This window comes from Sporosarcina sp. OR05, assembly GCF_041414805.1.
GTDB classification, from domain to species: Bacteria; Bacillota; Bacilli; order Bacillales_A; family Planococcaceae; genus Sporosarcina; species Sporosarcina saromensis.
The window spans coordinates 83,332-97,385 of record NZ_JANKJL010000011.1; the positions used below are offsets into that span (position 1 = coordinate 83,332).

Here is a 14,054-nt window from a genome sequence, read left to right on the forward strand (position 1 = left end):
TATCACATTTACTTATTGTTTCGAGTATCTTCTAATCGCTATCCATACATACCCGTTTTGCACCAATTATAAGCTTGGATGCAAAGCAATCTACACTTCAAAATAGTAAGCCTTATGCAAGTTGCAACCGGGATTAAACTTGGCTCGACAAGACGGGCATTCTGAATGACAGCTCATATATTGTTCGACAGTCATTTCGCATCCGCATGCTCCACAAAGTATTGCTTTTTCATTGAACCGTTCCTTCGGCCAAACGGCGGGATGCCCACAACCAGATTCTTCATGGCATGAAAAACAGGGAAAGTGCAAGCCGCAACAATAAAACTTAATTGCGATGATATCCAGTTTAGAATGGTAATGTACACAACGAGTTTCGCGATCGACGAGACTCCCTTGTACATCATGTCCATGGCACAGCATTCAACCACGCTCCTGTTTGCATAAATTCCTGTTCATAAGGTGAGAGTCCTGTAAGGTGTGATTTTTACTTTAACGGACAAAATCCGCACTGAATAAGGCCGGGTACATCTTTTGAAAAACAACAAGTCGTCCGCACAGTCGTATTCAGCAAATCAGATGGCTCACACCCTTGTAAATAATTTGCGAACAAAGAGTGTGAGGCGATGCCGGTCCACGTTTGATCGTCTTTTAGGATATCCAAGTCTATCCGAGCTTCCATTGAAGTCGCTGGATTGCCAAGAAGCACGTGATATTGCCAAAGAAGGAAACCAAAGATATTTTCCCAAAGCGTCAACGGTGAAACCGAAGTGACCGTTCGCAACTGCTTGATGACTGCATGTGCGTGTCGTAAAATCTTTCGAATCGCTTCTTCATGTGCATCATCATCTATAGGTTGCCAGTCAGTTGCATCGGCATAGAGACTAACCGTTCGATTTCCGTACTCCTCAATTGCCCCAAATGAAAGTTTGCTTGCATCTCCTTCCCAAATATCTCCGTAGGCTGCGAGGTTATAAAACTGCATGGCAACAAACATACCGACTCGACGCATCATAAAGGAAGCTGCTACCGTCAAATTTGGACTTCCACTAACTACTTGCACAGCGTTCAAGCAATCCAGTGTTTTCTGTTCATGTAAGAGGTCTTGAAGTGTAAATAAAGGATGAACGGGTTCAGTTAGGTACACACTATAACTATTCAACTGTCTAATTTGTTCGCTTGTTAAATTTTTCATAGTTCCAGTATAAATAGTTTTGCATGATACAACAAGTTGAGCGAGCGCTCAGTCTGGGCTATACTGAATACAAAAATGAGGGATGTGTTGTGGGTGACAAAACGTCTTGAAAAAGCGGAAGTAATGAACTTTGTAAAAAATGAGATGGATCTTATTATTCCACTATCCAATGGAGAGCCGCACAAGCTACTTGATATATTGGAAGAAAATTATACGCAGTTGCAAAACGTTAACGTGCATCAAATGTTAGCATTACGAGAAAGAGATTATATAAACGGTAAAATGAAAGGTCATCTTTCACATATCTCTTATTTTCTCAGCGGAGCGACACGAAAAGCATATTGGGACGGGAACGTAGAACTCATACCTAATTCGTTCCATGAACTGTATCCGCTCTTAAAAAAGACAACTACAAATCCGATCGTCCTAGCTGTTGCATCACCGATGGACGAGCACGGCTATTTTTCACTTGGGACACAAGCAGATTATGTCGCGGACTTCATCGGTGAAGTTCCTTTTATCCTTGAAGTGAATCGCCATATGCCGCGGACATTCGGTAAAAACGTCATTCATCGTAGTCAGATTTTAGGATACATAGAAAATGATCAGCCGTTAACAGAAGAGATTCGTCCAGTCATTTCTGATAAAGACCGCAAGATTGCCGAATATATTACTGAAGAGATTCAAGATGGCGATACGTTGCAAATTGGCATTGGAGCCATTCCGAATGCAGTCATGAGTATGTTGAAGGATCGGCGTCATCTAGGCATTCATACGGAAATGCTTACCGATGGAATTGTTGACCTGGTTGAAGCTGGAGCTGTTGATGGAATGCGAAAGTCAACCCATAAAGGGAAAATTGTCGCAGCGTTTGCTTTTGGAACACAACGTTTATACGATTTTCTAGATAATAATCCATCTGTGGAATTTTTGCCGGTAAGTGTTGTCAATAATGCTTATGAAATTGCAAAAGAAGAACATATGGTGTCAATTAATGCAACGACAGAAGTCGACCTTTATGGACAATGTGCGTCCGAAACGGTCGGTGGACGTTATTACTCATCGAGTGGTGGGCAAGGTGATTTTGCAAGAGGGGTGCGGCTCTCCAAACACGGAAAAGGGTATGTATGCATGCATTCGACAGTAAAAAACGATACGATTTCACGCATTAATCTGCATCTAAGTCCAGGATCGATAGTGACGACTTCAAAAAACGATGTCGATCATATTGTAACGGAGTATGGAATTGCACGTTTACATGGCAAATCGATTGCTGAACGCGCGAAAGCATTGATTGGCATTGCGCATCCGAAATTCAGAGAACAATTGTGGTTTGATGCAAAAGAATTTGGGTTAATTGACTGAGAGGCTGGGACAAAACTCTAAATAGACCGTTCCTCTGCGCTCCAAAAGGCACGCTTTCCGCGGGGCGCGCTTGAGCCTCCTCGTCCGCTGCGCTTCCTGCGGGGTCTCAACATTCGCGCTACAATCCCGCAGGAGTCGGCCTTTTTCCGCTCCGATTCACTCATGAATTCGAAAAGAAACATTGGAAAAATATAAAAAAACTGCATCACGGCGAATTAGCCTATTATGCAGTTTTTTATGTTATGTCCCAGCCTCATCTTTTCAAACAAATGCATTGCAATCTAATACCCCTCATGGTATATTAAATAAAAATAATACCAGGAGGGGTATATATGTTTTTTAAGTCATTCACAGATGAAAATTTAGCACAGAATGCATATTTAATCGGATGTCAACGGACGGGTGAATCGATTATTATTGATGCGCCACGTGAATTTGATCATATTTTACAAGCGGCTGAAAAAGAAGGACTACACGTTACAGCGGCAGCTGATACACATATCCATGCTGATTATGTTTCAGGTGCCCGTCAACTCGCGGTGCAAGGTGTGAAGCTGTATTTGTCTGATGAAGGCGATGAAAACTGGAAGTATACGTACACAGATGGTATTGAGGTGGAGTTTGTCACGGAAGGTTCCAAGTTTTCAATTGGAAATATTGATTTTGAAGTATGGCATACACCAGGACATACGCCTGAAAGTATTTCATTTTTGTTAACGGATCGTGGAGGCGGCGCAACCGATCCAATGGGGATTTTCACAGGGGACTTCGTGTTTGTTGGTGATGTTGGACGTCCAGATTTGCTTGAAAAAGCGGCAGGTATCGGTGGTACTGCAGAGAGTGGTGCTCGTGATATGTTCAAGTCCGTCCAACGGTTCAAGGAACTGCCAGATCATCTTGTCGTTTGGCCTGGGCACGGCGCAGGATCGGCATGCGGTAAATCATTAGGTGCCGTACCCATTTCAACAGTCGGATATGAAAAGAAATTTAACTGGGCACTTCAAATTACGGATGAAGAAACGTTTGTCACGGAACTGTTGAAAGACCAGCCGGAAGCACCTGTTTATTTCGCTGAGATGAAGAAGTTGAACAAAGTTGGACCTGCCATCTTACGCGATGAAAAAGTACGCGTGCTCACGTCAAGTGAAGAACTTGTAAAAATGGCTGCGGAAGATGGCGTTCTCGTTTTGGATACAAGGCCGGCAACAACTGCTGATAAAGACTTGCTGAAAGGATCCATTAATATCCCATTCAATAAGGCCTTTGCAAATTGGGCGGGTTGGTTAGTAAGGTACGATGAAAAACTCGTCGTCATAGCAGGAGAGACTGAGCAAGAAGATGTACAAAAAGCATTGCAATCCATTGGGTTTGACGCAATTGTTGCGTTCGCAGATCCAGCTTTGTTAAAAGGGCTTGAGACGGAAAGTTACGCTACGTTGTCCGTACAGAACTTTGTGAAGGAAATGAAAGACGAAGATGCATTTGTCATCGACGTCCGCAATGACGGAGAATGGAACGATGGACATCTAGAGGAAGCGCACCATCATTTCTTAGGTAAATTGCGTACGACTGAGCTACCGGAAGACAAGACATTACTTGTTCATTGCCAAAGTGGCGCACGTTCTGCAATTGCATCCAGTGTATTAAAAGCACGAGGATTCAACAATGTAAAACATATGGCTGGCGGGTATAGCGCATATACGGCCACCTATTCTGAAAAATAAAGGAGATTTCGGCCATGGAATGGATATTCATCCTAGCAATCGTCGCCTTTTTTGTATGGCGCATGATGCCGGCAAAAGGCGTAAAAACAATTTCAACGAATGACGTAAAAGGACTGCTGAAAGACAAATCGAAACAATTTATTGACGTACGAACACCGGCAGAATACAAAGGAAATCACATCCGTGAATTTCAAAACATCCCGTTGAACACACTCAAAGCGAAAGTGGACAAACTCGACAAAAACAAGGAAACAATCGTCATTTGCCAAAGTGGCATGCGCAGCGCACAAGCAGCCAACATCCTAAAAAAATCCGGTTTTACAAATGTTACGAACGTCAAAGGCGGCATGAGCGCCTGGCGTTAACAATTGAGCAAGCATCTCGACAGCCTCTAGTGCTGCGGGATGCTTTTTTTAATCGCGTCGGTGGCACGGTCCTTGGCGGATACAAGAAATGACTCGCATGCATTTAATAATGTTGTCCCGCGCTCAAGCAATCGAGTTCCACGCTCAAGAAATCAAGTCCCTTCCACATCTCCACCAAAAAACCTCCTCAATCTCCAAATGCCTACCCACACCGACAAAAATCCCTCTCAATCCCTAAAATCCAGCCCATTCTGCCCAACCATCTGGATAGGCGTATACATATTAATGATATGAAGAGGTGGTGAACGTTGAAAAAAGATCGAGTGTTTGTTGAACAGGATCCGTTTGCGGTGGAACAGCGGGAGTGGAAGCAACGACAATCAAAGGAACGGTATAAGCAACTGTTAACAATTGCTTCTCCGATTTTCCTATTGCTCGTATGGGAAGTGTTGTCGAGGACGGGAATCATGGATATCCGCTTTTTTCCGCCACCTTCCGCAATTATCGGCACTTTTTTCGACATGGTGACGAGTGGTGTAATGGCTGAACATATCGGCATTTCGTTGTACCGGATTTTTGCTGGATTCCTAGCAGGCGTTATTCCTGGAGTTGTCATTGGATTGCTGATGGGGCTTTATTCTCCAATTCGGCATTTTGTCCAGCCAATTGTGATGGCGCTTATGCCAATTCCGACATTGGCTTTGCTCCCGATCATCATTATTCTTTTTGGGATTGGTGATTTGTCGAAAGTCGTTACGATCGCTGGAAGTGTTTTCTTCCCTGTCGTTATTAATACGGCAGCAGGTGTGTTAAATATTGACCGAATTTATTTGGACGTTGCGAATAATTATGGAGCCGGAAAGGTGCAGTTCTTTTTCAAGATTGCGTTACCCGGGGCATTCCCGGTCATGTTGGAAGGCATTCAAATGGGGCAGGCAATCGCCTTGTTGACAATTGTTGCCGCAGAAATGATGGGGGCTACCTCTGGAATCGGATACTTAATATGGACGTCCTACAAAGCCTTCCTGCTGAAGGAAATGTATGTCGGACTCATTCTGATTTCATTTTTCGGCTATCTATTCTCCTTATTGCTTCGCGGTGTTCAGAAAAAGTTGCTACCTTGGAGGTGATGAGATGCGTAAAGAATCGAAAATTGAAATTAGAAATTTAACGAAAGCCTTTTACAAAAAACAAGCAAGTGTGACAGCGCTCGACGACATTTCCCTCTCGATTGGTGAGGGGGAGTTTGTCTGTATTGTCGGACCGAGCGGTTGTGGTAAAACGACGTTACTTCGAATTTTAGCTGGCCTTGAACAACCGAGTGTAGGGGAATTCGAAATTCGTTCCGTACAAGAGGGACGCCCGTTGCAATCAATGGTGTTTCAAGAAAGGGGCATTATCCCTTGGCTAACGGTGAAGGAAAATGTCGCATTCGGATTAAAGATGCGAAAAATGCCGAAATCACTAATTCGAGATCGAACGGACTATTATTTGAAGAAAACCGGACTGGATAAGTTCGCACATTTGTATCCAAAAGAACTATCAGGGGGCATGAAACAACGGGTAAGCATTGCCAGAGCATTTGCCAATGATCCGGAAATCTTGCTCATGGATGAACCGTTCGCAGCGTTGGATGAACAAAACAAATTTATCCTCCAAGAAGAATTGCTATCAATCTGGGCTGAAACAAAGAAAACCGTTATTTTCATCACCCATAGCATAGATGAAGCACTGCTGCTCGGAGATCGTATTTTATTAATGAGTGCTCAACCAGGCAAGATCATTAATCAAATCCATATCGATACGCCAAGACCCCGGACGATTGAAGATATACGGAAAGACCCTGTTATGGCGGGACAGTTTGTCGACATTTGGAATCATTTGCAACACGAAGTGCAACGGTCAAGAAAAGAAAACGGTCGAAAAGGGGAGAAAACATGAGGAAAGGATTTCGAGTTGGATGGATGTTGTTAGTTGCGTTTGTTCTATTACTCGCAGGCGCATGTGCCAAGAAAGAACCTGCAAAAGAACCGACGGATGGGAAGGATCCTGGAGATACAACAGTAGAAGTACCATCCGGAGACTTAGCGCCGCTCGATAAACGTGTGAAGGTGTTAATCGCAGAAGATGGCGCTGCTTCAGGAGCGGGCTTCTATATCGCGAAGGAAAAAGGCTACTTTGAAGACTATAACATTGAGGTGGATTTCGCGGATTTCGCCAACAGTGATGATATGCTGCCGGCACTAGCGGCTGGGGAAGTGGATATTGCAGGAGGCGTCTCGACTGCTTCATTCTTCAATGCAATTGCGCAAGGTATCGACGTGAGGATCATTGCAGATAAAGGACATAATATGCCTGGAAAATCGTACTTCTCGTTTGTAATAGGCAATCATATGGTGGACGAAATAAAAGATTATCCGGACTTTAAAGGCAAGAAGATTGGCGTATCGTCCAGAAACTCGATTGATGGCTATATTTACGAAGAAATGTTGAAACATGCAGGATTAACAGAGGAAGACGTAGAGTATGTCCATATGGCTGACTTTGGTACAATGTTAGGAGCAATCGATTCGGGAACAATTGATGCAGCGCTTAGTATTGAACCGTTAATCGCACAAGGAATTGCAGAGGGGTTCCACGTACGATTTGGAGACACGACCGATTATGCGCCTGAATCACAAATTGCTATGGTGCTTGCTTCACCGAAATTTATGGGGGAGGAAGAAATCTCCTTACGCTTCATGGCAGCGTATTTAAAAGGAGTAAGAGATTACAATGATGCCTTCTTCAAAGACATTGGCAAGGCTGAAATCGTTGACATCATGGTGAAGCACACGGCATTGAAAGACCCTGAGCTATGGGATCGCGTCTTCGTGACGGGACTCGATCCAAACGGCAAAATGTTCGTAGAAGATATTAAAAAGCAATACGACACGTACAACGCAAATGGAGCAATTCTAGGAGATATCGATTTTGATAAAGCAATTGATACATCATTGACCGAAGAGGCAGTAGAAGTTATAGGGGTTTACGAGGAATAAATGATTTGCACAGCGTGAAACCAAGGTTCTCGAAACTTGGTTTCACGCGATTTTTGATTCTATCGAGTTTTAACTTGTCCGAGCTTCATTGATACCCTAAAGAAATATTTCCAGAAGTTGTAATGCTTGATGGTGAGGAACAGTTGAATGGTATCCCCATTACGGCTTTACGGTGATTGAAAAGATGAAAACCGCTTCGCCTTTTACGTCTTCAGTCCACTCGGCAATGACATGATAGTAATACTTTCCCTTTTCCTCAGGAACGGTAATTTTGTTGTCGATTACGTCAATCGGAGTTCCAGGATCATCCTCGCCTGCATATAGAAACACACGATAATTATCTGGTTGTGGCACATTAGAATTTGCGTCAGCAGATAGCCCCAGTATAATTTTTTCACCTGGACCGCTCTTAGTAGGAATTCCATCTTCTAATGCTCTTGTTGGGTTAAACGGTTCAAATGCGCAAGATTGCTCTTCGTCCTCCCAGCAATGCTTTGAATACTTGGGCTTAAATGCAGCCATTCTCGTTTGAAAGAGTCCATCTGGTCTACCAAGTTCAACCTCTTCATTTTGTAATGAATCAGGTGCCGGTGTCTCATTAGAACAACCTCCTACTATGAAGGTGGCAGAAAAAAACAACAGTATTACCCATTTCTTCAAATATACTCTCCCCCTCTAGGTTACTTATTCAATATATTACCATTAAAAAAATTTATTTAAATAAAAATTTAAGAATATTCAAAGGTTTATTGGTGTGGGTGTAGAAATAGTAATAAGTGTAAGAAAAAATACTATTTAGGAGGTGTAAGTAATGAAGAAACTTGTTGGATTGTTGGTTGCATGTAGTATGGCTCTAGTCATGTTTTCGGGCACAAAGTGTAGAACTATCTAGGAGAATCTCTGCAAGAGCAGTGTTCTCCTAGATGGAAATATCTATTACATAATATACATAGAATGTACTGCGTATGCTGGTAGGCACACCTCCCACAGAGTAAAATGATTGGAGTTGTCATTATGTTGAACTTAATACAATTCGAATTGACAAAATTAATGAAATCTAAATTCTTTCAACTAATGCTTCTTATTTCTTCTATTTTTGTACTTACTTATTTTGTTTTTATCTATACCAATACAATTCGAGCAAACGACTTACAAGCAGAGTCAGAAGCAAAGATCATTAACGTTTCAAATGAACTGGCTGAACTAGAGGAATCTATCAAGAAGGGCGAAGTTAAAGCGGATGACGAAGAAGTAGTTTTGCGAATTACTGATTTAAAAGGCATTATCGAAGAACATAAAGTAAAGCTAAACGGATATAAAAATGAAGATTGGATGGCCTTGTTAGATATGGAATTGGATCATTTGGAACCGATTGTGAAGCGTGATCTTGCTAACTTTGATTATTATACTTCTACATGGCAGACGCTTTTTACAACCGAAACCAATTATGAACAGTACAAATGGATGCGGGAACACGAAATCATTCCCGTTTACCCGATTAACTCGTTAGCTTATCGAACGGCATATGATGTTGTTTATGATTTACCTGGATTGGAAGAATCGATTAAGAAACTCAGTACGAAATATTCATCTACAGGTATTTATTATGTGCACCATCTGTTCTCGGTTATTTTTAGTGTTTTTGGGGCCAGTTTTTTTCTATTGCTTTTTGGAGATATCGTAACAAGAGAGCGATTAGGCACAAGCGGACCGATTCAATTGCTTCGAAGCCAACCCATTCGACGTGGTTACATCCTTGTGAGTAAATTTGTAACGGTCGTAATTGCTACGCTCCTACTCCTTTTCGGTATAGGCGTTTTCGCTTTATTACTCGGAACCATTTTTGACCGCCTTGGCCATTGGAATTATCCAGTGCTCATATACGGAGAAAAATATTCATTTTACTTTATGAATATGAGCACATTTTTAATCAAATCGATGATTTTATTCATAATGGTACTCTTGTTTTGTTATGCCCTGTTGTTTTTATTCTCCGTCCTAACAAAAAGAGTGCCTGTAGCGATAAGTTTAGTGCTCACTACACTATTTTTAGGCATGAATATGAGTGAGGCATCGTCCTTATCCGCCTTTGCTCCTTACAGTCCATTCCACTACTTTTCAGTTTCAAAAGTAGTTACAAACGAACTGGCCGTAACGATGAAGAACTTTACGTTTTCGTTTTCAACAGGGATGATGACGCTCGCGCTAGCAACTGTGCTCGTATTGATGGCTACATTTTTGCTCGCTACACTACAAGAAAAATTAATCGTTCGTAGACCGGCTAAGATTCGAATTGAATCGGCTTGAAGCAAAAACGTTCCATGATCGCGATAAATCCGCATCATGGAACGAGCGTTATTCGGGGAGGTTGGCAGTTTTATGTTTATTCGCGACAGCCGTCTGATAACTATGCAAGCCCATGCCAATGATGATGACTACTACGCCAATTAGTGATAGTGTGCCAGGTAAGGCGATATGTAAAATGAGCATTTCGCCAATCATTGCAAAAATAAGCTCAGTCGACTGGGTTGCTTCCACGGCTGCAAGTTTCCCTTGGTCATTTTGAACAAGGTCCGTTGCCAGGAAAAATAGTGTCGTCGCGATGACGCCTGAACTAACGGCGACAATTAACGATTGGACGACTTGATTTGTAGACGGTGGACCGACAGTGAGTAGTGCATAAATTGCAAATCCAATCCAAACAGGGATCGTCATCAATGTCATAGCAAGGACACGTTGAAAAGTATCCAATCGACCTTGTAATAAGTCCATCATTTTTCGGTTTCCTAACGGATAGGCAAATGCAGCAAGGAGTACCGGAAGAATGCCGAGCACGAATGTCCGCGCGTCCACACTGTTTGCATTCGGTATTTGAATGATCACAACCCCTATAAATATGACCAACGTAATCCCCAACGACGCAAGCGGAATTTTTTGTCGGATTCGTTGCTCACCGTGCTTCGTCTGAACGACGATAACGAACAGTGGTGCAAGCAGGACCCCTGCAACAATCGTCAGTTGCCACGTTCCTGCCAGTAACCAACCGGGACTATAGCCTGCAGCAAACGTCAAAGGCGCGTAGAATAATACGAATGCAACGACACTCCAAATGAAAAACGGAACTGGCGTAGCGAGCATCGCTTTTCGCATATTACCGAGCCCCTTTCGATAAGCGACAATGGCAATAAGGAAAGGGACCATGAAGAAATAGCGGAGGGAAGCACTCCATAACCAGCTGCCTCCCGACATTTCCATCGATCTATTTAAAACGAAAGTGACTGCAAAAAATAACGCAGAGATGATCCCAATCCAAATGGCTTTCATAAGGGGTAAGCCTCCTTAAGCGCGTTCCTCGAATAATTGAACAGCTTGGATAATGACTTCTGTTGCTTTTACCATATTGTCTGCGGAAATATATTCATACTTTCCGTGATAGTTTTCACCGCCTGTGAAGATGTTTGGTGTTGGCATCCCCATATAGGAAAGCTGTGAACCGTCCGTGCCGCCGCGGATAGGAACAATATTCGGTTCAATATCGAGCATTTTGAATGCATCCGCAATAATATCCACGATTTCCATGACAGGCTCAATCTTCTCACCCATATTGAAATATTGCTCCACGAGTTCCAATTCTACTGCATGATCACCGTGTTGTTTTTTCATCTGCTCCGCTGTTTCAATCATCAGCTGTTTGCGCGCTTCGAACGTTTCACGGTCAAAATAACGGATGATGTAACTCAACTCCGTCTTCTCAACAGACCCGCTCACATCCATTAGGTGAATGAACCCTTCATACCCATCTGTTTTCTGAGGAATTTCATCGACGGGCATCGCTGCTTGAAATGCATTAGCAAGTAAGATGGAGTTCACCATTTTATCTTTTGCGGAACCAGGGTGCACATTCGTTCCGTGGAACGTTACCGTTGCACCTGCCGCATTAAAGCTTTCATATTGAAGCTCACCAATCGGGCCACCGTCCATCGTATATGCATAATTTGCTCCGAATGCTTCGACATCGAATTTATGTGGTCCGCGTCCAATTTCCTCATCAGGTGTAAACCCAATGCGTAATTTTCCGTGTTTAATTTCTGGATGTTGTATCAAGTACTCCATGGCTGTCATGATTTCAGCAATTCCGGCTTTATTGTCAGCGCCGAGTAGTGTCGTACCGTCCGTTGTAATTAATGTATGCCCGACATAGTTTTTTAACTCAGGAAACGCAGAAGCGGCCATCGTCGTATTTGCATTCAACTGGATGTCCTGTCCGTCATACGCGTCGATTCGTTGAGGATTGACGTTTTTCCCTGTGTAGTCCGTTGCCGTATCAACATGCGCCAAGAAGCCGATAACAGGCATTTCTTTGTCCGTATTCGCAGGCAATGAGGCAAATAAATAGCCGTTTTCATCTAACGTAATTTCTTCCATTCCGATTTCTTGCAGTTCCTTTTCAAGAACGTGCAGCAAATCCCATTGTCCTGGCGTCGACGGGGTCGACGTACTGTCAGCGTTAGACTGTGTATCAATTTTTGCATAGCGTGTTAGACGTTCAATCAATTTTTCTTTCATTCGAAACTACCTCCCGAGGTTAAAGTGCGTTTATTGTATCGTCAGCGTCCATGTAGCCTTGAATCTATTATATGGACGCGTTGTATACGTGATAAATAGCTATGTTCATCTTATCAGATTGTTTCGATTTACGGAATACTTAACGACGCGACTTCCGATACTAGCAGCAATCAATACTTGTGCTGCGTAATAAGTGATCATCACGAACGCATCGCGGTAAGGGATTTCGACGATAAAACGGTCAATTGCAAGGACCGAATCGGAAAACATGAAGAGTAACGCACCGATGATGGCGAGTTTTAGTCCGGTTTTTATCGCCATCCAGCCCATCGTTAAAATGACCGCAATGTACGCAAGTATGGCGATCCCTAAAACGAATTGATCGGCCATGAATTGGGAGCCCGCAATCCAAACGGCCATTCCAATTCCGTAGGCAAGTAGTAAAATCGCTACCCAAATAGGAATTTTCTTTCGAGTAGCTTGTTTAAAGGCGAAAATATAGATGACATGTCCGATGAAAAACGTCACCAATCCTGCCATGAACCAATAAATGACACCGTCCGCAATCATACAGATGAATAACCCGAACAGGATTCTTTTTTTATAGGTTGAAGAGACGAGCGGTAAAGTTAAGGCGCCAAAGAGAATGATGAGTGCCATCGGAATCAGTTTCATGAATATTTTAAAGCTAACCGGCTCCGGTGGAATGAAAAAGATATAAACAGCGCTAAAAACAATGATTGCTGCTACGACTAAACTTCTCACAGTATGTACATCTCCTTTCTCTCATGTAGTTCGAGAGAGAGAAGGGAAATTCCTGCTAATTGAGTGTCGTTAATAATTTATTCGTCCGTAAAATGTCGATAAAGACATCGAGGGCTTTCGTTTGAAAGGGTGTACTCGTGACAATTGAAAATTTTCTTGGATAAGGGAGCCCTTTTACGTGCATCATTTGTAAATCACCACACGTCAGCTCTTTTTTAATGGACCAGTGAGAGAGAAGACTAATGCCAAGGCCAGCCTCAACGGATTCCTTAATCGGCTGCGTACTGCTAAAATTCATCAGTTTTTTCGGGGCAATTTGATGTTGGTGAAATAAATTATCCATTGCAGCCCTCGTTCCTGATCCTTGTTCCCGGGCAATCCACATTTCCTGTTCTAAAGCTTTTAACTCAATTGCGTCCCGCCTGTTAGCAAGTGGATGCGTTTTTGAACAAACAATTACCATCCGATCTTCCGCGAAATCTTCTACGATTAATTTCGATGCATTGAATGAACCTTCTACAATTCCGATGTCCAGCTGGTGACTTGCGACTAATTCCGCAATTGTTGTTGTGTTTCCAATCGTAACGGTAGGCAAGATGTCAGGATAGTTCACTTTTAAATTGGCGATAATACGTGGTAGGACATATTCTCCAAACGTGTAGCTTGCGCCAATTGACAACGGTCCACTTGCTTTATGTACGACATCATCGACAAGATTTTGCATTTTCGTATACAATGCGAGAATTTCCTTTGCGTGATGATACACAATTTCTCCTGCCTGATTGAGCCGAACGTATTTATTCGTCCGCTCTAACAATCTTGACCCGATTTGCTCCTCCAACTGCCGAATGTATTGGCTGACGGCGGGTTGCGTCATGTGATGCTCTTCAGCCGCACGCGAAAAGCTCTGTTTCTCTGCGACTGTTATGAATACTTGTAGCTGCTGATCCATGATGACCCACTCCTCTCTATTAATAACTGATTACTTATCATACCTATTATTATAATTTATTTTACTTATCATATGTACACGTTT

14 protein-coding genes are annotated in these 14,054 nt (G+C 42.7%); 7 read left to right on the plus strand and 7 right to left on the minus strand.

Going from position 1 to position 14,054, the window contains the following annotated elements; all coding sequences use genetic code 11:
* Window positions 1-90 precede the first annotated feature (90 nt).
* Window positions 91-420, minus strand: coding sequence for a CHY zinc finger protein (locus tag NRI27_RS14285; RefSeq protein WP_371391333.1), 330 nt, complete (start codon window positions 418-420; stop codon window positions 91-93).
* 64 nt (window positions 421-484) lie between these two features.
* Window positions 485-1,192 (minus strand): hypothetical protein, encoded by a 708-nt coding sequence (locus NRI27_RS14290; RefSeq protein ID WP_371391334.1) that lies wholly within the window; start codon window positions 1,190-1,192, stop codon window positions 485-487.
* Window positions 1,193-1,285: 93 nt separating this feature from the next.
* Here NRI27_RS14290 and NRI27_RS14295 point away from each other — a divergent pair, with 93 nt between their 5' ends.
* The 6 genes from NRI27_RS14295 (at window position 1,286) to NRI27_RS14320 (ending at window position 7,687) form a co-directional block, all read left to right on the plus strand.
* The gene (locus NRI27_RS14295) at window positions 1,286-2,557 is read left to right on the plus strand and encodes an acetyl-CoA hydrolase/transferase family protein (RefSeq protein ID WP_371391336.1); all 1,272 of its coding nucleotides are present in this window, start codon (window positions 1,286-1,288) and stop codon (window positions 2,555-2,557) included.
* A 332-nt stretch (window positions 2,558-2,889) separates the two neighbouring features.
* Complete coding sequence (locus NRI27_RS14300) at window positions 2,890-4,281, plus strand: MBL fold metallo-hydrolase (RefSeq protein ID WP_371391337.1); 1,392 nt, start codon at window positions 2,890-2,892, stop codon at window positions 4,279-4,281.
* A gap of 14 nt (window positions 4,282-4,295) precedes the next feature.
* A complete protein-coding gene (locus NRI27_RS14305; protein WP_371391338.1) occupies window positions 4,296-4,646 on the plus strand; it encodes a rhodanese-like domain-containing protein in 351 nt (116 codons plus the stop codon).
* A 308-nt stretch (window positions 4,647-4,954) separates the two neighbouring features.
* A complete protein-coding gene (locus NRI27_RS14310) occupies window positions 4,955-5,776 on the plus strand; it encodes an ABC transporter permease (RefSeq protein WP_371391339.1) in 822 nt (273 codons plus the stop codon).
* A 4-nt stretch (window positions 5,777-5,780) separates the two neighbouring features.
* The gene (locus NRI27_RS14315) at window positions 5,781-6,587 is read left to right on the plus strand and encodes an ABC transporter ATP-binding protein (RefSeq protein ID WP_317944900.1); all 807 of its coding nucleotides are present in this window, start codon (window positions 5,781-5,783) and stop codon (window positions 6,585-6,587) included.
* On the plus strand, window positions 6,584-7,687 hold the full coding sequence (locus NRI27_RS14320; RefSeq protein WP_317944902.1) for an ABC transporter substrate-binding protein: 1,104 nt from the start codon (window positions 6,584-6,586) through the stop codon (window positions 7,685-7,687). Before NRI27_RS14315 ends, NRI27_RS14320 begins: the two co-directional genes overlap by 4 nt.
* A 159-nt stretch (window positions 7,688-7,846) precedes the next feature.
* Here the strand turns inward: NRI27_RS14320 and NRI27_RS14325 are convergent, their stop codons facing one another.
* Window positions 7,847-8,347, minus strand: a complete 501-nt coding sequence (locus tag NRI27_RS14325; protein ID WP_371391341.1) for a hypothetical protein — start codon at window positions 8,345-8,347, stop codon at window positions 7,847-7,849.
* 354 nt (window positions 8,348-8,701) lie between these two features.
* Between NRI27_RS14325 and NRI27_RS14330 the strand changes: the two genes are divergently transcribed.
* Window positions 8,702-9,994, plus strand: coding sequence for an ABC transporter permease (locus NRI27_RS14330; protein WP_371391342.1), 1,293 nt, complete (start codon window positions 8,702-8,704; stop codon window positions 9,992-9,994).
* 48 nt (window positions 9,995-10,042) lie between these two features.
* On the opposite strand, the gene NRI27_RS14335 is transcribed toward NRI27_RS14330, so the two are convergent.
* The 4 genes from NRI27_RS14335 to NRI27_RS14350 form a co-directional block, all read right to left on the minus strand.
* Window positions 10,043-11,011, minus strand: a complete 969-nt coding sequence (locus NRI27_RS14335; RefSeq protein WP_317944908.1) for a DMT family transporter — start codon at window positions 11,009-11,011, stop codon at window positions 10,043-10,045.
* Window positions 11,012-11,026: 15 nt separating this feature from the next.
* Complete coding sequence (gene pepT, locus NRI27_RS14340) at window positions 11,027-12,253, minus strand: peptidase T (protein WP_371391343.1); 1,227 nt, start codon at window positions 12,251-12,253, stop codon at window positions 11,027-11,029.
* 105 nt (window positions 12,254-12,358) lie between these two features.
* The gene (locus NRI27_RS14345) at window positions 12,359-13,018 is read right to left on the minus strand and encodes a lysoplasmalogenase (RefSeq protein WP_317944911.1); all 660 of its coding nucleotides are present in this window, start codon (window positions 13,016-13,018) and stop codon (window positions 12,359-12,361) included.
* 55 nt (window positions 13,019-13,073) lie between these two features.
* Window positions 13,074-13,970, minus strand: coding sequence for a LysR family transcriptional regulator (locus NRI27_RS14350; protein WP_317944913.1), 897 nt, complete (start codon window positions 13,968-13,970; stop codon window positions 13,074-13,076).
* Between the last annotated feature and the right edge of the window lie 84 nt (window positions 13,971-14,054).